We start from the raw sequence: 22,014 nt of genomic DNA, 5'->3' as shown, positions 1-22,014 counted from the left end.
GCTCAGGAAGCGGTCCAGTCCATCCACTTTTCCTTCTTCTCCGGCGTCCACCACTGCAGATACTTGGTGTCTTGCTGGAAGAACTGGACCGGGTCCACCTCAAGATAGGGCTGGTACGGCCCCGGATAGCCGTCGCGCCGCTTCTTGTAGGCGAGGAATCCCTCGTGGCTGTCATACTCGAACAGAATGACGAAGCGGCCGGTGTGCTTGCCGCTGTCGCGGTCAACATCCTTGTAGAAGCGCACACTGAGCCACTCCGGGAACAGCTCGTCATGGTGTTCCTGCACGAAGGCAAACCAGCGGTCCATCATGGCGTCGTGTTCTTTCTCCTCGCCCGCGCGGGGCTCCCAGAAGACCACATCGAGAAATGACATTCCCTCACCTCATCCGTGTTAGTGGTGCGTGTGCACCGACGCTGTCCGCGGTGACTGATTGGCAGGCTGCGGGCCGGCGACTAGACTCGTCCCTGTTTCTGGGGAAATCGTCTCATGACCGAAGCGCAAATTGAACAGTGCACCCGCGAAATCCATGCCCTGCATCTTTTTTTTCAGGACTGGCTGAGCGGGGCGGCGGACAACACCACCGACCGCTTTGCCGAGTTTGAGGCGGTATCCGGTCCCGGCTTCAGCCATATCGCGCCCGACGGCACCCTGCGTCCGCGCCAGGCTCTTCATCACTGGCTGCGCGGCGCCCATGGCGCGGCACAGGGCGTGGGTTTGCGAATCTGGATTGACAATGCCCATGGTCGCATCGTCGGCGACGGGCTGATTTTGATGACCTATGAGGAATGGCAGGAAGCCGCCGGCCGCACTACCGCCCGCCTGTCTTCTGCCCTGTTTGCAGCAGATCCCAAGGCCCGCCATGGCGTCGTCTGGCTGCATGTTCAGGAAACCTGGTTGCCCGACAGGACAGCCACATAGCCGCCGCACCACTTACACACTGGAAGGCCCAATGGTGGAACCCGATATCGCCCTGGCCGAACGGCTGTTCGATGACCTGGAGCGCAATACCAAGGTTGGTCGCGGTATCTGTCGCGCCACCTATGGCGAAGGCGAGCAATATGCCCATGACTTGATTCGCCAGACAGGCGAGTCATTGGGACTGGCTTCGGCCGTGGACAGCGCCGGCAATCTCTTTCTGACCCTGGCCGGCGATTCGCCGGACCTGCCCGCCATGGTTGTCGGCAGCCATCTGGACTCGGTCCCGGACGGCGGCAATTACGATGGCGCGGCCGGAGTCATTGCCGGTCTGGTCATCGCCGCCGGCTTCATCCAGGCCGGCCGGCGGCCGCCGCGCAGCCTGATCGTTGCCGGCCTGCGCGGCGAGGAATCCGCCTGGTTCGAGGGGCCTTATATCGGCAGTCGCACGGCGCTCGGCCTGTTCCCGGCGGCGGCACTGGATACTGACCGGCGCAGCGATACCCGCCGCACCCTGGCCGATCACATGGCGGCGGCGGGCTTTGACCCTGATGGCGTTCGCGCCGGCAAGGCGTATCTGACCCGCGACACCGTGGCCGGCTATGTGGAACTGCACATAGAACAGGGCCCCATTCTTGAAGCGGCGGCCATTCCGGTCGGGATCGTCACCGCCATCAATGGCTGCCTGCGCTATACGGATCCATGCTGTTTTGGCCTCTACGGCCATTCCGGCGTGCAACCACGCGAATTGCGTCACGACGCGGTTCACGCGGTCATTGACCTTGGCGCCCGTTTCTATGGCTGCTGGGACGAGATGCTGGCGGCCGGCCATGAGGTGCGCCTGTCCATGGGCGTCCTTGGCACCGACCCGGCCGCTGCCAGCCCCAGCAAGGTGGCCGGCGAATGCCGTTTCAGCCTTGACGTGCGCACACCGTCCCTTGACACCATGAAAGAGATGGAGCGACGCATTGCCGGATGGACCAGGGAAATCGCCGATGCCCGGGGCGTTCGCTTCGACCGGCTGGTCGGCTCCTACTCCTTTCCGGCGCCCATGGACTCAGCCCTTCGTGATGGATTGCAGGCCGCGGCTGATGCCCTTGACGTTTCCACGATGAGCTTGTCATCCGGCGCCGGACACGACGCGGCGGTATTTGCCCAGGCCGGCATCCCGTCGGCCATGGTCTTTGTCCGCAATGCCCACGGCAGCCACAACCCTGACGAGGCCATGGCAATTGAGGATTTCGCCGCCGGTGTGCGGGTCATGGCCCATGCCCTGGACAACGGGCTGGCGGCGATGGCCTAACCGCCGACGATTCTAGGCCGGTCGTCGGTGCCCCCGAGCGGCACCACCTCGAGAATGACCGGTATCGCCCGGGCTATACAGACGGCGACACTGGCCAGCACCAGCCCATGGGATATGGCAAGAGCCACCGGGCCGACGAGTAGCCATGTCTGCGGGAACAAGGCCGGCCACGGCTGAAAGAACAGAATCCATGCAAATGTCCCGGCCTTCAGGCCGCCATAAGCGCCACGCATGAAACGGCTGGCAACCAGCCAGCGCCGCCAGCCGTGGTGCAGGTCTTCATAGGCGCTCTTGCCGCGGTCGCTGCGTGAATGACGGATCGTGTCGACGATGGCGCCCCGTGTCAGAAACACAATGGCTACCCACACCGGCACCAGGCCAACATTGGCCAGAACCAGCCACATGACGGTCTCCACCACGCGGTCAACCGCGATATCGAAGATTGACCCGAAGAGTGAGGTTTCGCCGCGGCGGCGCGCGACAAATCCGTCGAGCCCGTCGAGAGCGATAATCAGAAGAATCAGCGGCGCATTGATCAGTTGCAGTACCGGCGATGCCCAATAGACCATCGCCACTAACACAAAGAGCAACAGCAACCGCATCAACGTGATTAGATTGGCCATCTCCCGCAACCGTAATGTCAGCGCAACGTTCCCAAAGGGGCTGACCGGCTTTCCGGGGTCGAGGCACGTCCGCGAAACAGCGTCGCGGGGCAGTGCCTGAACGAAAACGAACCGGCCACCACACCCTAACGCTACCCCCATTGGCCGCGTTGTGCCAAATCCCGCGATGGTGGCTCGGGCCGCCCGGCCCCCCGGACGGCCGGCGGGCCACCGCTCTGCCCGCGGCCGGCGCTGGCCAGGGTCCGGCCTTAACCACGCCAATTTTGGACAAATCATTGATATCGCGTCGACAATTTCTTGACAGCCACACTTTCTCTAAGCAATTTCAACGACGCGTTAACCATAGCTCCGGCATTGTGCCTCGGCGCCGGAGGGGCGCGGGGCGTGGAGGAAGTGCCGGCATGAACACAGGGTTTCGCAGGGGGTTGCTGGGCGGCGTGGTTTTACTGGGCGCCGCCACACTGGCCACCATGGGTGTTGCTGGTCTGGCTCCCTTGCCTGAGGCGGCTATTGCCCGTGCTCCTGCAGCAACCGCGCCGGCGGCGGGACAGCCGACAGCGGCCATGGCCGGCGCCGCCACGATGGTTGGCGCGGCCACCCGGTCATCAGGCGCAGGCGGTGACAGCGACCCGGCCATCGCCCTGGCGAATCAGCCTCTGACCAGCCCGCCCCTGAACCGACAGATCGAAGTGAGCAGCGGCGACACGTTAATGGATTTGCTGCTGCGATCGGATATTGACCGGCAGACTGCAAACAGCGCGGTGGCGGCGCTGCGCGACGTCTATGATCCGCGACGGCTGCGCGTTGGCCAGCAGGTGGACCTGCGGTTTGCCCGAGACGAAACAGATACGGACGACCCGTCTTCGCTGGTTCTGCAGGCCATGGTGTTGCCGCTCAGCTACGACCGCGAAGCGCGCGTCGAACGCACGGCCGTCGGTGGATATGCCGCCGCCGAGGTCGCGATCGAATTGGAGAGCGCACCGGGCTATGGCACGGCGTTAATCGAATCGAGCCTTTTGGGCGCCGGCGGCAAAGCGGGAATACCACAGGACGTCATGGCCGAACTGGTCCGCATCTATAGCTTCGATGTGGATTTCCAGCGGGACCTGCGAACGGGCGATGATTTCGAGGTCTTCTACGAGAGCTTCGTCGGCGACTCCGGCGACGTGGTCCACAATGGCGACGTCCTGTATGCCCGCCTGACGCTCAGCGGCACACCGCTATACCTGTATCGCTTCGAATCGGCCGACGGCACCGTTGACTACTTCAATCAGAACGGAGAAAGCGTCCGCAAGGCGCTGATGAAAACGCCAATTGACGGCGCTCGCCTGTCTTCGACCTTCGGCCCGCGCCGCCATCCGGTGCTTGGCTATACGCGCATGCACCAGGGTGCTGATTTCGCGGCGCCAACCGGTACGCCGGTCTATGCCGCCGGTGACGGGGTCGTCGAAATGGCTGGCACAAATGGCGGCTATGGCCGCTATGTCCGCATCCGCCATAACGGCAGCTACGACACCGCCTACGCCCATCTCAGCCGTATCGCCGTCAGCGCCGGAAAGCGCGTTCGCCAGGGCCAAGTCATCGGCTATGTGGGAACCTCCGGCCTGTCCACCGGACCGCACCTGCACTACGAGGTGATGCACAACGGTATACGGGTGAACCCTCTGGGCCTGAAGCTGCCGACCGGCAAGACTCTGACCGGTTCGGAGCTGGCGGCATTCCACAGTGTGCGGCAAAACATTGACCAGGAAATTGCCGGCCTGCCACGCGCCGCCACCGTGGCCCGCAACCGTACACCCTGACCAGGCGCTTGGGGGCCGCTTGGCCTTCTTGCACCAGCCGGCCCGGCCCCTACGCCGCCGCGCGTAAGGCCTCGCCATTGATGGTCAGGCCGTCGGCTCCCGCACTTATGGGCACCCGGTCACCGTCCTTGATTTTGCCCTGCAGAACCAACTCCGCCAGCGGATTCTGTATCGCCCTCTGAATCACCCGCTTGAGCGGGCGGGCGCCATAGACCGGATCGTAACCGGCATCCGCCAGCCAGGCGCGCGCGGCGTCATCAATATCAAGCTGGATCTGACGGTCCCGCACCATCGCCTGCAGCCGCAGCAACTGCACGGCAACGATGCCCTTCATCTGGTCCCGTTCGAGCCGCTGGAACAGCAGGATTTCGTCCAGTCGGTTAAGGAACTCAGGCCGGAAGGCGCGACGCACAACATCCATGACCTGATCGCGCACCGCGGATACCTCCGTCCCCTCTTCCTGCGCGGCGAGGATTTCGCTGCCCAGATTGGAGGTCAGGATGATAACCGCGTTGCGGAAATCCACGGTGCGTCCCTGGCCGTCCGTCAGCCGCCCGTCATCGAGAACCTGCAACAGGACATTGAATATGTCGGGATGTGCTTTCTCCACTTCATCAAACAGCACAACCTGATACGGCCGACGGCGGATGGCCTCGGTCAGTGCGCCGCCCTCCTCATAGCCCACATAGCCCGGCGGGGCGCCAATCAGGCGCGCCACCGCGTGCTTTTCCATGTACTCGCTCATATCGATGCGCTGCATGGCTGATTCATCGTCAAACAGGAACTCCGCCAGCGCCTTGCACAACTCCGTCTTGCCGACACCGGTCGGACCGAGAAAGAGGAACGATCCGATGGGGCGATTCTGATCCTGCAGTCCGGCACGCGCACGGCGAACCGCATTGGACACCGCGACAATGGCTTCGTCCTGACCGATGACGCGACGATGGAGGGCGGCCTCCATCTGCAGCAGCTTTTCGCGTTCGCCCTGCACCAGACGGGTGACAGGTATCCCTGTCCACCGCGACACCACAGAGGCGATATCTTCTTCCGTCACCTCCTCGCGCAGGATCGTCCCGCCGGACGCCGCATCGGACGCGGCGACCTTGCGTTCAAGGTCGGGGATAACGCCGTAGGCCAGTTCTCCCGCACGGGCCAGATCGCCGCCGCGCTGAGCAATCTCCAGGTCGCTGCGCGCCTGATCAAGCTGTTCCTTCAGCTTCTGAACACCAGCCAGCTTGTCTTTTTCCGCCCGCCAGGCGGACGTCAACTCGGCAGAGCGCGCCTCGGCTTCCTGCAGTTCGACCTCCAGCCGCTCCAGCCGCTCCTTTGAGGCGTCGTCTGTTTCCCGCCGCAGGGCTTCCCGTTCGATCTTGAGCTGCACGACCCGGCGGTCCACCTCATCAATGTCCTCGGGTTTGGAATCCACTTCCATGCGGATACGGCTTGCCGCTTCATCCATCAGATCAATGGCCTTGTCCGGCAGGAAGCGGTCCGTGATATAGCGGTTGGACATGGTGGCGGCAGCGACAATGGCGCCGTCGGTGATGCGCACACCGTGATGCAGTTCGTACTTCTCTTTCAGGCCGCGTAAAATGGACACGGAATCCTCGACCGATGGTTCGTTGACAAACACCGGTTGAAAGCGACGGGCCAGGGCCGCGTCCTTTTCCACGTGCTTGCGGTACTCATCGAGGGTCGTAGCGCCGATACAGTGCATCTCACCGCGCGCCAGCGCCGGCTTGAGCATGTTCGACGCATCCATGGCCCCTTCCGCCGCACCGGCGCCAACGATTGTGTGCATCTCGTCGATGAATACGATGATCTCGCCAGCCGCTGCCGAGATTTCCTGCAAAACGGCCTTCAACCGTTCCTCGAACTCGCCACGGAACTTGGCGCCGGCAATCAGCGCCCCAAGATCCAGTGACAGAAGGGCCTTGTCGCGCAGGGATTCGGGCACATCGCCATTGACGATGCGCAGGGCCAGCCCTTCGACGATGGCGGTCTTGCCAACGCCGGGCTCTCCAATCAGCACCGGATTGTTCTTGGTACGGCGGGACAGAACCTGGACCGTCCGGCGGATTTCCTCATCACGGCCAATGACCGGATCGAGCTTGCCGTCGCGCGCCACCTGGGTCAGGTCGCGGGTGTATTTCTTCAGGGCCTCGTACTGGGTCTCCGCCGACGGGCTGTCGGCCGTCCGCCCTTTACGCAGATTGGCGACCGCCTGGCTCAGGGCCTGCGGTGTTACCCCGGCGCTCTTCAGCGCCTTGCCGGTCTCGCCATCACCGGCCAGCGCCAACAGCATGCGTTCGACGGTGACAAAACTGTCGCCGGCCTTCTTTGCGGCGCTGTCGGCCTGCTCAAGAACGCGCGCGGTGTCGCCGGCCAGATAGACATTGCCAGCGCCCGGCCCTTCCACCTTTGGCAGCCTGGCCAGCAGCCTGTCGACACCGGCCGCCGCCAATACCGGATCACCCTCGGCGGAGCGGATCAGATTGGCCGCCAGGCCCTCCCGATCATCCAGCAGAACTTTCAGAAGGTGCGCCGGTGTCAGTTGCTGATGCCCCAGACGGACCGCCAGCGACTGCGCTACCTCGATAAAGCCCCGCGAACGCTCGGTGAAGGTGTCGAGATTCATCGTCCTGTCCCTGTCAGTCGCATTGATTCAGCTCACGCCCGTAGGCCCGGTGCTGAACCGTTCATGCGTTCTATATGGGGAGGATAAGCGCCACCACAAGGCCGTGGCAGCCGCCAAACCGCAGCCGCAGCGGCGGGCTGGTGCGATGCTCAGTACCCGTGATCCGCCACGCATGGCGCCGATCTGCTCAGTCCGAATCGGACCCTTCAGTCGACTCGGCCGGCGCCTCAGAAGCGCGGCTCGTGGAGCGGCGACGGCGGGGACCGCCGCGACGGGGTGTATCGGATGACCCTTCGTCCACCGCATTGTCGCCAGCCGCCGACGCCGAGCGATCGTCGCCATTGGCCGACGTGTCATTACGCGGCCGCCGATTGCGCGGCGGACGTCGCTCGCCGCGGTCATCTTCCGGCGCGGTCTGTCCATCCTCGTCACCGCCAGCTTGCGGCTGGCGATCACTGCCGCCCTCCACGGCGTCCGCCACATCGGACCCGGCACCAGTCGGCGCCTGGTTCTCCTGCTGGCGCTGCCGGCGCTCGTCGTCGGCCTGATTAGCGGCATGCAGCAAGCGATAATAATGCTCGGCGTGCTGTGAATAGTTTTCCGCTGCGATGGTATCGCCAGCGGCGGCGGCGTCTCGCGCCATAGCCAGATAGCGATCAAGAACCTGGGCCGCATTGCCTCGCACACGGGCGCCAGGGCCGTTGCTGTCGAAGGTCTGGTTGCGGGGGTTCTGCGGTCGGCGACCATTGGCGCGACCGCGTCCTCTTTTGGGGTTCTGGCCTTGTCTCATCGCCTCGTCTTCATGTTGCGCTCTCGAACGAGCATCAGGCTCACAATTGCCCTGTGTGTGCCACGGGCCAGGTCAGCGATCTCGGCGGGAAATGAGCGGCGCGCCTTAGTTCAGGTCGCGAAGCTGACACCACCCTAGAGCCCCTGCCCGGCCCTGCCAAGTGCTAATTCACCGGAACTCCGCCGCCATCCCCGGCCTTATTGGCCTCAAGACGCAGGCACCGGACGATTCCGGCCAGGTCGTTGTGGGCCTCCGCTACAAAGCCGAAACCCATCGCCATAGTCGCCACCACGTCGGCCTGGCCCATGCCGATCTCCAGCAATACGCAGCCACCGGACGACACCACGGACGCCAGGCCCGGCAGCAAAGAACGATAGGCCGCCAGCCCGTCAGCCCCACCATCCAGCGCCCGACGCGGCTCATGCTCCCGCACTTCGCGGTCGAGACGGGCGATATCTCCGCTTGGAATATAGGGCGGATTGCACACAACCAGATCGAACCGGCCACTGATGGCAGCCAGCCAGTCTCCCACTGCAAAATCACAGCGTCCGTTCAGCCCCAGCGCCTCGCCATTGCGGCGGGCCAGACGGCAGGCACCTGCCGATAGATCAATCCCGACGCCCGTGCTCAGTGGTAGTTCACGCAGCAGCGATAGCAACAGGCAACCGCTGCCTGTGCCAAGATCGAGTATTCGCATGTGTCGCCCATGCCTGCCGCTCTGCGCAGCCCACGCCAGAGCCTGCTCAACCAGCGTCTCGCTGTCAGGCCGCGGGTCCAGACCGTGCGAATCAATCATGAACCTGTCACGCCAGAAATCACGATGGCCAATCAGCCGTGACACTGGCACACCGGTGAGCCGCGCCTGACAAAGGCGCTCGAACGCCCGCGCCGTCACCGCGCCCACAAGCTCCTCATCCGCCATGCCCGGTGGCGCCGTATCACGGCCTAGGGCGTGGGCCAGAAGCAGCCGCGCATCCAGCCGCGCCGTATCCAGTCCGGCAGCGGTGAAACGCCGGGCGGCACCGGCCACCGTCTGCCCTATGGTGAGGCTGGTCACGGCGCCTGCATCCGGCGTCAGGCTGGCGAGGCTCACAGCGACCCGGCCGATGCCAGGCGCTCGGCTTCATCTTCCGCCATCAGTGCCTCGATGATCTCATCCAGGGCCTCGCCGGCAATGACCCGCTCCAGACTATGCAGGCTCAGATTGATGCGGTGATCGGTCACACGGTTCTGCGGAAAATTGTAAGTACGAATGCGTTCCGACCGGTCGCCGGAGCCAACCTGGCTACGCCGATGTTCGGCCCGCTCCGCCTGCAGTGCCGCGCGCTGGCGTTCATAAAGCCGGGCGCGCAGGACCTTCATCGCCTTGGCCCGGTTCTTGTGCTGAGATTTCTCGTCCTGCTGACTGACGACGATGCCGGTCGGCAAATGGGTGATCCGCACGGCGCTGTCCGTCGTATTGACCGACTGCCCGCCGGGACCGCGGGCGCGGAACACATCAATACGCAGGTCCTTGTCCTCAACCTGCACATCAACCTCTTCCGCTTCCGGCAGGACCGCAACCGTTGCGGTGGACGTGTGAATACGGCCGCCGGCTTCCGTCACCGGTACCCGTTGGACGCGATGGACGCCGCTTTCATACTTGAGCCGGGCAAAGACGTTGCGGCCATTGACCTCCGTCACCGATTCGCGAAGGCCACCGATTTCGTTTTCGCTGCTGCTGATGGGCTCGAATCGCCAGCCGTGCAGTGCAGAATAGCGCTCATACATGCGGTGCAATTCCATGGCAAACAAGCCGGCCTCATCACCGCCCGCACCGGGGCGTATCTCCAGAATGGCACTGCGCGCATCCGCTTCATCCCGCGGCAGGAGGAGCCGACGGGTCTCGGCCTCAATGCCTTCCAATTGCTCTTCCACGCTCTTCAACTCGTCTTCGGCCAGAGTCCGCATATCCTTGTCTGACGACGGGTCATTCAGCAGATCCTGCAATCCGCGCCGCTCCTTCTGCACGGCGCGCAGCCGGCGCACGGCCACCACCAGAGGTTCAATGTCGGCAAGCTCGCGCGACAGGGCAGTGATGTCCTGAGAGGCCAGCGTCTGGGTGCCCGACAACCGCGCCGTAATCTCGTCATAGCGGCGCAAAACCTGATCGAGCGTGTCGTCCAGGCTCATGGGCTGGTCGCCATGCGCCGGCCGATCTCCTCAACCAGATCGGCTATCGCCACGTCAGTCTGGCCGCCCCCGTCCAGGTCCCGGACCGTCGCCGCGCCCGCCGCCAGTTCGTCATCGCCCAGAAGAATGGCCAGGCGCGCATTGACGCGATTGGCGTGTTTCATGCGCCGGCTCATATTGCCGCCATAGGCCATGTCCACGGGCACACCGCTCTGACGCAATTCATGGGCCAGGCGCTGCGCCGGAGCTATGGCGGCGGTGCCAACCGGCACAATGGCGACCGGTCGCTGCACTGTCTTGCCGGTCACAGCCATCAGAGCGAGCCGTTCTATGCCGGCCGCCCACCCGATGCCCGGTGTCGCCGGACCGCCGAGAAGCTCGATCAGCCCGTCATAGCGGCCGCCACCAAGGACCGTGCCCTGTGCACCTATGCGATCCGTCACGAACTCGAAGGCGGTATGGCAATAATAGTCGAGCCCGCGCACAAGGCGCTCGTTACGCCTGTACGCGATACCCAGCGTGTCCAGACCATCCAGCACTGTGGCGAAGAAGTCCCGGCTGGTCTCGTTCAGCGAATCGCTGAAGACCGGTGCCTGCTCAACGATGCGACGATCCGCGGCGTCTTTGGAATCCAGAACACGCAGGGGGTTGCGCGTCAGACGGTCCTGGCTGTCGGCGCTCAGCTCGGTCCGGTGGTCCTGCAGATAGGCGACCAGCACCTGGCGGTAGGCCTGGCGACTGTCCGTATCGCCCAGAGTGTTGATCTGCAGCACCGTCTCGCTCAGAACGCCAAGGGCGGCCAGGGTATCCGCCGCCAGGGCGATGATTTCCACATCAGCCGCCGGTTCCGCTGCGCCGATGATCTCCGCATCGATCTGGTGGAACTGTCGCTGGCGCCCCTTTTGCGGCCGTTCGTAGCGAAAGGCCGGCCCGGACGCAAAAACCTTGAGCAATCCGGCCTGACGCAGCCCATTACTGACATAGGCGCGGGCAATGCCGGCGGTCAGTTCGGGACGCAGCGTGATCGATTCACCACCGCGGTCGGTGAAGCTGTACATCTCCTTAGCGACAACGTCCGAGCTTTCGCCCAGTGTACGGTCGAAGACGTGGGTGAACTCGAAAATCGGCACGTCAAACGGTTGAAACCCGTAGCGCGCCGCAACCGCGGCCGCGGTTTCGATGATGGCGTGATGGCGTCGCGCATCCTCTGGCAAAAGGTCATGGGTTCCCCGGACGGGACGCAGCGTTGCCATAAGCCGGAGTCCGTCAGGCCTCGGCACGCGCCGGCGCGCGACGGCCAGCGACCCGGTCTGGGGTCTCACCGCTGGCACGGCCGGCCTCGATTTCGGCAGCCTTGCGCTCGATCATCTCCACCAGATGATCGACGACGGAACCATCCTGCAGGCGATGATCGGTGACGCCGGCAACATAGACCTGATGCATATCATTGCCGCCGCCGGTCAATCCGATATCGGTCAGCATGGCCTCACCCGGCCCGTTCACCACGCAACCGATCACCGATACCGTCATCGGCGTTGTAATGTGGGCGACGCGCTCCTCCAGCGCCTTGACCGTAGCGATCACATCGAACCGCTGACGGGCGCAGGACGGGCACGAGATAATGTTGACGCCACGGTGGCGCAGACCCAGCGACTTAAGAATCTCAAAGCCGACACGCACCTCTTCTTCCGGCTCATCAGACAGGGACACGCGGATCGTGTCACCGATCCCCTGCCTGAGGAGGCCGCCAATACCAATGGCCGACTTGACGCTACCGGTCCGCCGACTGCCGGCTTCTGTCACGCCGAGATGCAGAGGGTAGTCGCACACCGCGGCCAGTTGCTCATAGGCCGCCACAGCCAGAAACACGTCAGACGCCTTGACGCTGATCTTGAAATCAAAGAAGTCATTGTCTTCCAGCAGGCGGGCGTGGCTCATGGCGCTCTCCACCATCGCCTCCGGACACGGCTCGCCGTATTTTTCCAGCAGGTGCCGCTCCAGCGAGCCTGCGTTGACGCCGATCCGCATGGACAGACCGTGATCGCGGGCGGCCGCCACCACTTCACGCACACGCTCCGGCTTGCCGATATTGCCCGGATTGAGCCGCAGGCAGGCGGCCCCGTTCTGCGCCGCCTCTATGGCCCGCTTATAGTGGAAGTGAATGTCGGCGACGATCGGGACAGACACCTCGCGCACAATGTGGCGCAGGGCCAGGCTCGACGCTTCGTCGGGGCACGATACCCGCACGATATCGGCGCCGGCCGCTTCCAGACGGTGAATCTGTGCCACCGTGGCCGCCACATCGGTGGTCGGCGTGTTGGTCATGGACTGAACCGATACGGGCGCATCGCCACCGACCAGGACCGCGCCGACGCGAATTTGCCGGCTCCGACGGCGCGCAATGTCACGATAGGGCCTGACGGACATGATGATTCGCTCCCTGGCGGCAATCCGGTGTCCTGCGCCGCCGCGATGCGGCCTTAAATGCGCTCCCGCACCAGCAATTTCAACCGTGGGCCGGCCAGGCTGCCCGCGGCGAATCCCGTCAGTTGCGGCTCTGGGTGAACAAACTGGCCACCGCCAGACGAATATCGCGGCGCACTTCACCGGTATCGCCCAGCGGCCCACTTTGCCGCTCACCCACCTGCACCCGCAGGCCGCCGGCATTTCCCGTGGTCAGAACATAACCCTCATTGTCCGGTACGCGAATGGATTCGCCGGCCGACAGAACCCGGCTCAACACGATATCGCCCACGCGATCACGAATTTCGATCCATGCGTCATCACTGGCGGACAAGATAATGGCGCCGGAAGCGCCGAATCCGGGAGCATTCTGGCTGGTATCAGCGGTCGCCGCCTCCAACGGCGGTGCCGCTGCCGAAACGACCGGTGCTACCTCTGGGGACTCTGCGCTGATGGTCGTAGCGCCTGTTTGCGTCGCACTACTGTCGCTGTCGACAGACGCGGCGGACCCCCCGCCCGTCACAGCCTCTTCCACCGCCACGCCACCGCTGCTGGCGCTGTCCGTATCAGCGGCCGCCGCCACAGCCGGCTCAACATTGTCACCACCACCTGCCGCACCGCCGGCCGCCGTCGTATCGCTGTCTGCCGCCGGCTGTTGCCCGTCGCTGCCGGTCGTTGCGATCAGACCTTCAAGACTGGCCGGCACTTCGGGAATCGCCGCCACTTCGGTTGCGTCGCGATTAGCCCACCACAGCCATGCGCCGAACACCACGGCGACGACGACCAGGCCGCCGATCACCAGTGGTGGGCTGGCAAAGCGTCCTTCCGGCACGGGCGCCGGAAAGACCAGTTCCTGGCGGGACTCAACCGAATCGCCCGCTGCCTTATAGCGCTCCATCATTTCTCTGGGATTGACCCCCAGGAACAGGGCGTAGCTTCGCATGAAGCCGCCGGCATAGGTGGGCCCGGGCAGATCCTCGAGGCGGCCCTCCTCGATGGCGCGCAAATACACTTCGCGAATGCGCAGCTCGGCGGCGATGGTTTTCAGATCATGGCCAAGATGTTCGCGCGTCTCGCGCAGATACTCGCCCACATGGGGCGCTTCAGCAGAGCGCAAGCTGTCGGCCTTCAAACGTTGACGCGGTGATTTCTGGGCCACTGTGCCCTGTCCTCCAATGCCCGGGGCCGGATCGTCATGACCGGCCGGCGGCGGGATGCCCACTGTCAGGGCCGTCCCGCCCTGCGGCAGCGGACAGCGACGGAATGACCGCCCTCCTGAACCTCAGCACCAACCGACGGCTGACGCTGCGAGCCATCTCATAGCAAGACTCGCCACCTTGGTGCAATCACAGCGGAGCGTCTGCCGGTGCCCGGCGGCACTGGAGTCCCCCGCTACCAGCCGCAATCAATCACCATCGCGACAATGGCCCGCCAGCGCCGCCTCGGCCTGCGCCACCAGCGTCGCCACAATCTCCCGGGCGGTCTGCTCCTCCGTCACCATGCCGACACTCTGGCCGGCCATGACGCTGCCATTCTCCACATCACCGTCAATAACAGCGCGGCGCAGGGCTCCGGCCCAGAAATGCTCAATCTCCAGTTGCGCTGCGGCCTGGTCAACAACGCCGCGATTGAAGCGGTCTATGACAGTTCGCTGCATTTCGAGAAAGCGGCTCGTCGCGTCATTGGCGAGCGCGCGTACAGGAATGACCGGAAAGCGCGGGTCGAGCTGAATGCTGAGGACCGCATCGCGTGCGCTGGCACGCACGAATGCCTGTTTGAATCGGGCGTGGGCAATGGACTCCCGGGCGCAGACGAACCGTGTGCCAAGCTGACAGCCGGCCGCGCCCATCTCCAGATAGCTGACTATCGCCTCGCCTCGGCCTATGCCGCCAGCGACGAATACCGGCACGTCGCGGATAACCGGCAGAACTTCCTGCGCCAGCACACTGGTGGCCACGGGGCCGGTATGGCCGCCGGCTTCCATGCCTTCGATAATGATGGCGTCGGCGCCATTACGTATCAGGCGACGGGCGATACTGGCCGCCGGCGCAAAGCAGATGACCTTGGCGCCGCCATCCTTGATCCGGCCGATGGCGCGGGCCGGTGGCAAGCCGCCTGCCAGCACCACATGACCAACCGCCTCCTCCAGACAGACATCCACCAGGGCAGGCAGCTCCGGGTGCATGGTGATCAGGTTGACGCCGAACGGCTTGTCGGTCAGAGCCCGGGTCGCCCGGACCTCCGCCCGCAGCAAATCGGGGGTCATGGCGCCTGAAGCGATGACGCCAAACGCGCCGGCATTCGACAGGGCGGCCACCAGATGACGCTCCGACACCCACGTCATGGCGCCACCGAGTATGGCCGTAGGCGCTCCCAGAAAGTCCGCGCCTCGGGCCCACAGCTTGGCTAGCGCAGCCCGCGGCCTATCCCTGGTCAAGCTCATACGCCGCATGGAGCGCGCGCACGGCGAGCTCGGTGTATTCGTCGGCGATCAGAACACTGACCTTGATCTCGGAAGTGGATATGACCTGAATATTGATGCCCCGTTCGCCCAGTGTACGAAACATGGTTTGTGCGATACCTGCGTGCGAACGCATGCCGACGCCGATCACGGAGATCTTCGCCACGCCGGAATCGGTGATGAGATCGCCATAGGCCAGGGTAGATTTCAGATCGCGCAGGATTTTTTCCGCTCGCGCCAGTTCGGTCCTTGGCAGGGTGAATGTAAAGTCGGTTGTACCGTCGTCGATAGAAATGTTCTGCACGATCATGTCAACGTTGATGTTGGCGTCGGCCAGCGGGCCCAGCACACTGGCCGCCACGCCCGGCGTGTCAATCACGTTGCGTAAGGTCACCTTGGCCTCATCCAGGCTATAGGCGATGCCACTGACAGGGGCCTGTTCCACGATTTCATCCTCTTCAACCACAAGCGTTCCGGGCAGGTCTGAAAAACTCGACCGCACCTGCAGCGGCACATTGAATCGCATTGCCAGCTCGACCGAACGGGTATGCAGCACCTTGGCTCCGAGGGACGCCATCTCCAGCATCTCTTCATAGCTGATGCGGTCGAGCTTGCGGGCACCGGGCACCATGCGCGGATCGGTCGTGTAGATGCCGTCCACATCGGTATAGATATCACAGCGGTCAGCACCCAGCGCAGCGGCCACGGCGACGGCACTCAAATCAGATCCGCCACGCCCCAGCGTAGTGATCCGGTTGTCCTGGCCCAGCCCCTGAAATCCGGCAATGACAGCGACCTGGCCCGCCGTCAGGCGACGGTCCAGTTCGTCCGTCTCGATGTCCTGAATGCGCGCCTTGCCGTGTGAACTGTCCGTGCGAATGGGTATTTGCCAGCCAAGCCAGGACCGCGCCTCAACGCCCAGTTCCTGCAGCGCCAGAGCCAGCAAGCCGCACGTCACCTGCTCGCCGGAAGAGACCACCACGTCATACTCACGCGCATCATGCAGCGGGCTGACGTCGGTGGTCTGAGTCACCAGGGTGTTGGTAGCGCCGGCCATGGCGGAGACCACAACCGCTACCTGATTGCCGCCATCCACCTCCGCCTTGACCCGGCGGGCAACGTTCTTGATACGCGCGATGTCGCCGACGGACGTTCCGCCAAATTTCTGAACAACGCGGACCATGCAAAATACCAGTGGGCAGGAGGTTTCGGCCCGGTCCGGGGCCTGCGGCCGCCGGATCGTCCTTGCCGGGATGACAGCGGCTATCCATACTCCGCGCACCATGACCGTGCAAGAAACCGTACCCCCTGCCGCTGCCTCTGCCGCCGCCCCTGCGGCAGCGTCAGTCGACCCAGAGGAAATCGCCCGTTTTCGCGCCATGGCGCAGCACTGGTGGGATGACACCGGCGCCCACGCGCCGCTCCATTCCATGTCGGCGGTACGTATGTCCTTCATCCGCCGCTCGATTCTGCGTCACATGGGCCTGCCTCAAGCGGGCCTGCAGACCGCCGGCCACCGCCCGTTCGATGGCCTGGAGATTCTTGATATTGGCTGTGGCGGTGGCCTGGCGGCGGAGCCGTTGGCGCGTCTCGGCGCCGCGGTCGTCGCCATCGACGCAGACGACAGCGCTATTGCGGTGGCCCGCGACCATGCCCGGGCGCAGGATCTGACAATCGACTATCGCTGCATGACGGCGGAGAACATGGCCGCAAGTGGCCGTCGGTTCCCCATCATCACCTGTCTTGAACTGGTGGAGCATGTGGCAGACCTGGACGCGTTCATGGCGACCGCCGTATCCCTGCTGGAGCCTGGCGGCCTGCTGATCCTGTCAACCATTAACCGCACGGCCAAGGCCCGGTTGCTGGCGGTCACGCTTGCTGAATCCGTACTGCGACTGGTGCCGCGTGGCACCCATGACTGGCGCAAGTTCCGCACACCCGGCGAACTTTCCGCCTGCCTGCAAGCGCAAGGTGCTCAGGTCGAAGACCTGTGCGGCATGACCTGGTCGCCGCTCGCCGGCGTCTGGCGCCTGGCGCCGGACACCGTATCCGTAAACTATCTGCTGACCGCCAGCCGCCCCTGACGGCGGCGCCGGACTCGTGAGCCAGGCATGTCAGGTCGGCTTGCCGCGCGCCCACGGAATGCGGCCAAAAGGAATCCCTTCCTCTTCCAGCGCGGCGGCCTCGTCATCGCTGGCTTCGCCATAGATTGCCCGGCTGTCGGCCTCGCCATAGTGGATTTTTCGCGCCGTGTCGACGAAGTCAGGCCCGACATTCTCGAAGTTCTCTTCTATGTGCCGACGCAGTTTGCCCAGACTCGCCACCATTTCCTTCTGGATATTGGCCAGCTTCTGGCTCCGCTCGGCGGCCGGGCCACGGGCAATGCGTGGCGCCATGGGGGCTTTGCCTACATCGGTTGACCCGCACAGCGGACAGGCGATGAGCTTGCGCTTCGCCTGCTGGTCGAAGGCCTCGCTGCTGCGGAACCAGCCCTCGAAATCGTGGTCCTGGTGGCAGGTCAGTTGATAGTGAATCATCGCAAAGTCGCGCCCGGACGCCTCCGCCCGCCACCGGGACGGATCACTCCGCCGCTATCCTGGCGGTCGCGGCGGACATGTCCAGACGGAACTCCCGATCATGCTCCAGCGCCGGCACCATGCGTCGCGCCTCGGCGATCCGGTCCAGGTCGAGACTGACATGGGTAATGCCGACCTCGCTGCCGCCGTCGGCCAGAACCTCGCCCCACGGCGCCACTGCAAGAGAGTGGCCGTAGGTTCCCCGTCCGCCGTCGTGCAGCCCGGTCTGCGCCGGCGCCAGCACGAATGTTCCCGTTTCGATGGCGCGGGCGCGCAACAGGACCTCCCAGTGGGCGCGGCCCGTCGGCACCGTGAAGGCGGCGGGAATGGTCAGAATGTCCGCGCCAGCCTTGGCCAATGCGCGGTAAAAGTGGGCAAAGCGCAGATCGTAGCAGACCGACATGCCGATTCGCCCGAAGTCCGTATCCGCCACCACGGCCCGGTCGCCCGGCCGCACGGACGCCGACTCGCGATAGCTTTCGCCCTTCTCCAGGTCCACGTCATACATGTGGATCTTGTCATACCAGGCGGCGACCGCGCCGTCGGGCGCGATCAGGAACGAGCGGTTGGCGACACGCTCTTCATCCGTCTTGATGCCGAGAGAGCCGGCCAGCAGCCAGATACCGAACTCCGCGGCCTGCGCGCGAAACCGGTCGAGCCCTGGATGGTCGTCCTGCGGACGGGCCGCTGCCTTCTTGTCTCCGGCGTCGTGGTAGATGCCGCTGACGTTTTCCGGCGTTAGCACGAACCGGGCGCCGTCTTCCGCCGCCTTCTGCACGAGGTCCGCCGCCTGATCGATGCTGCGCGCCAGGTCGGGCGCCGCATTGGTCTGAACGAGTGCTGCCTTTACAATGGTCATGCCGCCACTCCCAACATCTGGTCCAGTTTGCCTGCGGCCTCCAGGGCATGCAGGTCATCACAGCCGCCGATAGGCTGATCGTCGATGAAGATCTGCGGCACCGTACGGCCGCCACCCGAGCGTTCCGTCATGTGCTGGCGCAGCGCCGGGTCACGGCCGACATCAATTTCCTCATAGGCGATGCCCTTCTTCTGCAACAGGCGTTTTGCCATGTGGCAATAGGGGCATATGCGTGTCGTGTAGATTTCGACTTTGGCCAATTGAGCCTCCGGCATACTGTGATCTCATGAAAATAGGCCTGGCGCCGGCCATTTGCCAGTCCGTTGCCGCCGCATCGGACCGGTCCAAAGCCAACACACAGGAAAATGCCTGGGTCCCGGGGCCTAACTGCGGTCGCCGACGAACACCACCCACAGCAGCAAATCGTCGCTGAACGACTGGAAACGGTGGGCCATGCCGGCCGGCACGAACAGGGCATCGCCCACCCCGAAGGTCATCACCTCTCCGTCCCGGACAAACTGCCCGTCACCGCGGGCGACCACATAATACTCATCACGATCATGTGGTGCCTGCGGATCACTGCCGCGTGGCGCATAGAGACCGAGCTCGCTGCCCACCGGTGAGTCGATGGTCGCATAGCGCCGATCCGTTGCCGCCGCTCTCGCCGCATCATCCAGCCGCCAGTGTCCTGTCATGGTCATGGCACTCCCATCCTTATTGGTGCGCCCTCGGCTCAGGGCTGGTCTACGGGCCGAACGACCCGGGCCAGAGTCACAACATCAACCCGCGCCGCACCGGCCCGGCGCAGTAGCCTGGTACACTCGTTCACCGTGGCGCCAGTGGTATACACGTCATCAACCAGCAAAACCCGGGCGCCGGCCAGATTGCCGGCCGGAGCCATAGCCGCGTCAATCGTCGACCATGCGCGCGCACGCTGGTTCAGGCGGAACGCGCCGGCCACGTTGCGTCGCCGCCCAGTCGGCGAACGACCACCCTGGCTCGGCGTATTACGGATACGGCACAACAGGTCCTCGGCCACAGGCCGGCCGGACAATTGACCGATGCCCTGCGCCAGCATCGCTGACTGGTTATAGCGTCGCCGCGCCAACCGCCAGCGATGCAAGGGTACCGGCGCGATGACGTCGCAATCGGTCAGCAGTGGTGCGGCCACACGGGCCATCCACGCGGCAAAAGGCGGCATCGCTTCGGTTCGGTCACCGTGCTTGAACGACAGGAGTAGAGAGCGGCTGTGCTCGTCATAAATAAAGACGGCGCGGGCGCGGTCATAGTCGGGCCGCTGCCGTTCGCATGCCAGGCACAGAGATACACCGGGTAGCAGTATCCCCATTGGTACACCGCAGCAGGCGCACTGCGGCGACTCAATAAACCGCATGCCAGTCCAGCACTCCGCACACAAGGCCTGAGAACCGGCAACCATCTCGCCACAGCGCAGACAGCGGGGCGGCAGCAGCAAATCGAGCAGGACCCGGGCCGGTCCAGCGAAACGCCCGCTTGTCGCCGACCAGGCGACCGGACCCGGCACGGTCATGGCCACAAGAGACTAGTCAAGGCACGAACGGTACGGCGCGCCACCGTCGCGCTCGACCTGCTCCAGCAGGCTGGTCTCCCACGCCAGATAGGCCCGTATATTCGCCTCCGGATCACCCGGCCTCTCGGCGCTGCGCAGCCAGCGATCCACGGGCGGGCTCAGTTGCTCGCCATCGCCGGCCTCTTCCGCCAGACCCGCCGCGCGCCAAGCACCATTGCCTCCATCAATAACGGCGACCGAAACACCCGCCGTTTCCAGTTCCGCCGCTGCCAGTCTCGCCAGCACACCATCGTCACTGGTGAGAATCACGGCGGCCGGCGGCGGCTGCAGCGCCTGAACCGCCGCCACCAGACGCGAGCGCAAAGCCCAGGCGCTGCCCACAGGGTGGCCGGCGCGGTAGGCGTCACGCGATGACAGGTCAATCAGCGCCGCCTCGCCACGCGCCAGGGCCCCGGCCGCGTCGGCGGCGCTGACAGGTTTGGGCCGGGCCTGCCCAATCCCCAGAACCGCCGGTTTCGCCGCCCCGGTTTCCAGCGTCTGGCCGACAAAGGGGGCGTCCAGCAGCGCCACCTCATACCAGCCGAACTGATGCCACCAGAAGGCCGTCACCGGTGCGCGTACGCCATCATCATCCACCAGCACCACACGGGCGTTCATGGTGGCGGCGAAACGGTCCGGCGTCATGATCGCATTGCCGGCGGGGGCAGAGATCGAGCCGGCCAGGTGCCCCTGTGCATACGCCTGCGCGTCGCGCAGATCGATGACATAAACGGTTCTGCCGGCATCCGCCCGCCAGCGCGCCAGGGCGGCATGGTCTATCCGCGGCACACCGGCGCGCCCGGCCAGAATGGCGGCACGCCGCTGGGCTGCTGCCAGGCCACTGGCGGATGGCGGCGGCGCTGTCTTGCCCGGACCTTTTTCCAGCGCATAGCCGGCCAGACGCCAGCCGTGGGTGCCATCCAGCAGGGCCACCACCGGATTTGGCACGTCGCTTTTTCTGAGGCCCAGGCTGCCCAGAATGCCGCGGGTGCGGCTCATGCAGTTGACCACCACCAGAGTCTCCGGGTCGGGCGCCAGGTCGGCGACGCTGCGCAGCACATCCGGGCCTGGCGCGTCATAGGCGCCCGGCACATGACCAGAGGCATATTCCGGCCCCGGCCGGGCATCGAGAACCACCGTCGGCGCCCCGCGATCCAGCCGTGCCTTAAGGTCAGCCGGCGTAATGAACGCCGCCCCGCCATGATGCTCGGCAAAGGCCGTAAACGCCTTGACCGGCACCTCGATGTCGGTGAACAGCTCGTGACCGGCGGCGGCCCATGCCGCCGCCCCGCCGTCCAGCACACTGACATTGTCATAACCGAGTTCGGCCAGGCGCGCCGCGGCCCGGTCCGCATCTTCATCGCCGCCCCCGCCATCGCACAGAACCATGCGCGTCGTTGGTCGCGGCACCCGCTGCGTCAGTTCAAGCTCCATTCGGCCACGCGGAATGTTGACCGCAAGAAAGGCGTGGCCGGAGCCGAAGTCGACCGGCTCTCGCACATCAAGAAAGGCGATCTCCGCGCCATCCGCCAGCATGGACTCCAGGTCAGAGGAGGATATTCGCTTGCTCATGATAGTATCTGCCCGCTGATGGAGGGCTCGCGGCCCGTAGGCGGCCAAGCTTAGCCACCGGCCGGGCATACGGCAAAGCCAGTCGGCCCGCGGCGCCTTGCGCGCTGCATAACCCGCCGGTGGCAGCCTGCCGGGACCTGGACGCTGACGGAGACCCTGTGTGACTGGTGAAGGCCCCGTTCATCTCTTCAACCGCCGCGTCGTACGACACCATCGTGATCGCGCCGCCCGGTACGCCAGCAAAGATTCC

Annotated in this window: 21 protein-coding genes; 4 read left to right on the top strand and 17 right to left on the bottom strand. The window is 64.7% G+C overall.

All coding sequences use genetic code 11. From position 1 onward, the window contains the following. Positions 1 to 2 precede the first annotated feature (2 nt). Positions 3 to 374, bottom strand: a complete 372-nt coding sequence (locus RIE31_04920) for a hypothetical protein (protein MEQ8639938.1) — start codon at positions 372 to 374, stop codon at positions 3 to 5. 114 nt (positions 375 to 488) lie between these two features. Here RIE31_04920 and RIE31_04915 point away from each other — a divergent pair, with 114 nt between their 5' ends. Beyond that, on the top strand, positions 489 to 920 hold the full coding sequence (locus RIE31_04915; GenBank protein ID MEQ8639937.1) for a DUF4440 domain-containing protein: 432 nt from the start codon (positions 489 to 491) through the stop codon (positions 918 to 920). A 31-nt stretch (positions 921 to 951) separates the two neighbouring features. Continuing rightward, complete coding sequence (locus tag RIE31_04910) at positions 952 to 2,220, top strand: hydantoinase/carbamoylase family amidase (protein ID MEQ8639936.1); 1,269 nt, start codon at positions 952 to 954, stop codon at positions 2,218 to 2,220. Here the strand turns inward: RIE31_04910 and RIE31_04905 are convergent. Further along, positions 2,217 to 2,843, bottom strand: a complete 627-nt coding sequence (locus tag RIE31_04905) for a CDP-alcohol phosphatidyltransferase family protein (GenBank protein ID MEQ8639935.1) — start codon at positions 2,841 to 2,843, stop codon at positions 2,217 to 2,219. The two genes, RIE31_04910 and RIE31_04905, sit on opposite strands and share 4 nt — an antisense overlap. A 401-nt stretch (positions 2,844 to 3,244) precedes the next feature. Here RIE31_04905 and RIE31_04900 point away from each other — a divergent pair, with 401 nt between their 5' ends. Continuing rightward, positions 3,245 to 4,645 carry a M23 family metallopeptidase gene (locus RIE31_04900; GenBank protein MEQ8639934.1) on the top strand — a complete coding sequence of 467 codons (1,401 nt, stop codon included), beginning with the start codon at positions 3,245 to 3,247 and terminating at the stop codon, positions 4,643 to 4,645. A gap of 49 nt (positions 4,646 to 4,694) precedes the next feature. Here RIE31_04900 and clpB read toward each other — a convergent pair whose 3' ends face one another. The 9 genes from clpB to RIE31_04855 all read right to left on the bottom strand — a co-directional run bounded on the left by clpB (position 4,695) and on the right by RIE31_04855 (position 16,352). Then, a complete protein-coding gene (gene clpB, locus RIE31_04895) occupies positions 4,695 to 7,283 on the bottom strand; it encodes an ATP-dependent chaperone ClpB (protein MEQ8639933.1) in 2,589 nt (862 codons plus the stop codon). Positions 7,284 to 7,470: 187 nt separating this feature from the next. Further along, complete coding sequence (locus tag RIE31_04890; GenBank protein MEQ8639932.1) at positions 7,471 to 8,073, bottom strand: DUF4167 domain-containing protein; 603 nt, start codon at positions 8,071 to 8,073, stop codon at positions 7,471 to 7,473. Between the two features lie 163 nt (positions 8,074 to 8,236). Then, on the bottom strand, positions 8,237 to 9,130 hold the full coding sequence (gene prmC / locus RIE31_04885; protein MEQ8639931.1) for a peptide chain release factor N(5)-glutamine methyltransferase: 894 nt from the start codon (positions 9,128 to 9,130) through the stop codon (positions 8,237 to 8,239). Positions 9,131 to 9,162: 32 nt separating this feature from the next. Next, positions 9,163 to 10,245, bottom strand: coding sequence for a peptide chain release factor 1 (gene prfA, locus RIE31_04880; GenBank protein ID MEQ8639930.1), 1,083 nt, complete (start codon positions 10,243 to 10,245; stop codon positions 9,163 to 9,165). Further along, positions 10,242 to 11,498, bottom strand: coding sequence for a histidine--tRNA ligase (hisS, locus tag RIE31_04875; protein ID MEQ8639929.1), 1,257 nt, complete (start codon positions 11,496 to 11,498; stop codon positions 10,242 to 10,244). The genes prfA and hisS overlap by 4 nt, the downstream gene beginning before the upstream one ends. 13 nt (positions 11,499 to 11,511) lie before the next feature. Further along, positions 11,512 to 12,672, bottom strand: coding sequence for a flavodoxin-dependent (E)-4-hydroxy-3-methylbut-2-enyl-diphosphate synthase (gene ispG / locus RIE31_04870; protein MEQ8639928.1), 1,161 nt, complete (start codon positions 12,670 to 12,672; stop codon positions 11,512 to 11,514). Positions 12,673 to 12,790: 118 nt separating this feature from the next. After that, positions 12,791 to 13,867 carry a DUF4115 domain-containing protein gene (locus RIE31_04865; protein MEQ8639927.1) on the bottom strand — a complete coding sequence of 359 codons (1,077 nt, stop codon included), beginning with the start codon at positions 13,865 to 13,867 and terminating at the stop codon, positions 12,791 to 12,793. 246 nt (positions 13,868 to 14,113) lie between these two features. Further along, the gene (locus RIE31_04860; GenBank protein MEQ8639926.1) at positions 14,114 to 15,151 is read right to left on the bottom strand and encodes a nitronate monooxygenase; all 1,038 of its coding nucleotides are present in this window, start codon (positions 15,149 to 15,151) and stop codon (positions 14,114 to 14,116) included. After that, positions 15,132 to 16,352, bottom strand: a complete 1,221-nt coding sequence (locus RIE31_04855; protein ID MEQ8639925.1) for an aspartate kinase — start codon at positions 16,350 to 16,352, stop codon at positions 15,132 to 15,134. Before RIE31_04855 ends, RIE31_04860 begins: the two co-directional genes overlap by 20 nt. A 70-nt stretch (positions 16,353 to 16,422) precedes the next feature. Here RIE31_04855 and ubiG point away from each other — a divergent pair, with 70 nt between their 5' ends. Next, a complete protein-coding gene (gene ubiG / locus RIE31_04850) occupies positions 16,423 to 17,253 on the top strand; it encodes a bifunctional 2-polyprenyl-6-hydroxyphenol methylase/3-demethylubiquinol 3-O-methyltransferase UbiG (protein MEQ8639924.1) in 831 nt (276 codons plus the stop codon). A 30-nt stretch (positions 17,254 to 17,283) separates the two neighbouring features. Here ubiG and RIE31_04845 read toward each other — a convergent pair whose 3' ends face one another. From RIE31_04845 to RIE31_04820, 6 genes are all read right to left on the bottom strand, one after another. Then, a complete protein-coding gene (locus RIE31_04845) occupies positions 17,284 to 17,706 on the bottom strand; it encodes a DUF1178 family protein (protein MEQ8639923.1) in 423 nt (140 codons plus the stop codon). A 43-nt stretch (positions 17,707 to 17,749) separates the two neighbouring features. Next, on the bottom strand, positions 17,750 to 18,604 hold the full coding sequence (locus RIE31_04840; protein MEQ8639922.1) for a carbon-nitrogen hydrolase family protein: 855 nt from the start codon (positions 18,602 to 18,604) through the stop codon (positions 17,750 to 17,752). Then, positions 18,601 to 18,864: a glutaredoxin 3 gene (grxC, locus tag RIE31_04835; GenBank protein ID MEQ8639921.1), complete on the bottom strand. Its 264-nt coding sequence runs from the start codon at positions 18,862 to 18,864 to the stop codon at positions 18,601 to 18,603. Before grxC ends, RIE31_04840 begins: the two co-directional genes overlap by 4 nt. A gap of 123 nt (positions 18,865 to 18,987) precedes the next feature. Further along, positions 18,988 to 19,305: a cupin domain-containing protein gene (locus tag RIE31_04830; GenBank protein MEQ8639920.1), complete on the bottom strand. Its 318-nt coding sequence runs from the start codon at positions 19,303 to 19,305 to the stop codon at positions 18,988 to 18,990. Positions 19,306 to 19,337: 32 nt separating this feature from the next. Beyond that, positions 19,338 to 20,153, bottom strand: coding sequence for a ComF family protein (locus RIE31_04825; GenBank protein MEQ8639919.1), 816 nt, complete (start codon positions 20,151 to 20,153; stop codon positions 19,338 to 19,340). A gap of 12 nt (positions 20,154 to 20,165) precedes the next feature. After that, on the bottom strand, positions 20,166 to 21,764 hold the full coding sequence (locus tag RIE31_04820; protein MEQ8639918.1) for a rhodanese-like domain-containing protein: 1,599 nt from the start codon (positions 21,762 to 21,764) through the stop codon (positions 20,166 to 20,168). Positions 21,765 to 22,014 lie beyond the last annotated feature (250 nt).

The sequence above is a fragment of the Alphaproteobacteria bacterium genome (genome assembly GCA_040218575.1).
Classification (GTDB): Bacteria; Pseudomonadota; Alphaproteobacteria; order JAVJRE01; family JAVJRE01; genus JAVJRE01.
Note: the sequence above shows the minus strand (reverse complement) of the source record. Positions and strands in the feature narration are given on the sequence as shown.

Excerpts from the sequence above, each read along its gene's own strand:
- RIE31_04855 (MEQ8639925.1), bottom strand. The coding sequence starts at position 16,352 with ATGGTCCGCGTTGTTCAGAAATTTGGCGGAACGTCCGTCGGCGACATC.
- RIE31_04915 (MEQ8639937.1), top strand. The coding sequence starts at position 489 with ATGACCGAAGCGCAAATTGAACAGTGCACCCGCGAAATCCATGCCCTG.
- RIE31_04860 (MEQ8639926.1), bottom strand. The coding sequence starts at position 15,151 with ATGAGCTTGACCAGGGATAGGCCGCGGGCTGCGCTAGCCAAGCTGTGG.
- RIE31_04900 (MEQ8639934.1), top strand. The coding sequence starts at position 3,245 with ATGAACACAGGGTTTCGCAGGGGGTTGCTGGGCGGCGTGGTTTTACTG.
- hisS (MEQ8639929.1), bottom strand. The coding sequence starts at position 11,498 with ATGGCAACGCTGCGTCCCGTCCGGGGAACCCATGACCTTTTGCCAGAG.
- RIE31_04920 (MEQ8639938.1), bottom strand. The coding sequence starts at position 374 with ATGTCATTTCTCGATGTGGTCTTCTGGGAGCCCCGCGCGGGCGAGGAG.
- RIE31_04830 (MEQ8639920.1), bottom strand. The coding sequence starts at position 19,305 with ATGACCATGACAGGACACTGGCGGCTGGATGATGCGGCGAGAGCGGCG.
- RIE31_04840 (MEQ8639922.1), bottom strand. The coding sequence starts at position 18,604 with ATGACCATTGTAAAGGCAGCACTCGTTCAGACCAATGCGGCGCCCGAC.
- RIE31_04890 (MEQ8639932.1), bottom strand. The coding sequence starts at position 8,073 with ATGAGACAAGGCCAGAACCCCAAAAGAGGACGCGGTCGCGCCAATGGT.
- RIE31_04820 (MEQ8639918.1), bottom strand. The coding sequence starts at position 21,764 with ATGAGCAAGCGAATATCCTCCTCTGACCTGGAGTCCATGCTGGCGGAT.
- prfA (MEQ8639930.1), bottom strand. The coding sequence starts at position 10,245 with ATGAGCCTGGACGACACGCTCGATCAGGTTTTGCGCCGCTATGACGAG.
- RIE31_04825 (MEQ8639919.1), bottom strand. The coding sequence starts at position 20,153 with ATGACCGTGCCGGGTCCGGTCGCCTGGTCGGCGACAAGCGGGCGTTTC.
- RIE31_04845 (MEQ8639923.1), bottom strand. The coding sequence starts at position 17,706 with ATGATTCACTATCAACTGACCTGCCACCAGGACCACGATTTCGAGGGC.
- clpB (MEQ8639933.1), bottom strand. The coding sequence starts at position 7,283 with ATGAATCTCGACACCTTCACCGAGCGTTCGCGGGGCTTTATCGAGGTA.
- RIE31_04905 (MEQ8639935.1), bottom strand. The coding sequence starts at position 2,843 with ATGGCCAATCTAATCACGTTGATGCGGTTGCTGTTGCTCTTTGTGTTA.
- RIE31_04910 (MEQ8639936.1), top strand. The coding sequence starts at position 952 with ATGGTGGAACCCGATATCGCCCTGGCCGAACGGCTGTTCGATGACCTG.
- ispG (MEQ8639928.1), bottom strand. The coding sequence starts at position 12,672 with ATGTCCGTCAGGCCCTATCGTGACATTGCGCGCCGTCGGAGCCGGCAA.
- ubiG (MEQ8639924.1), top strand. The coding sequence starts at position 16,423 with ATGACAGCGGCTATCCATACTCCGCGCACCATGACCGTGCAAGAAACC.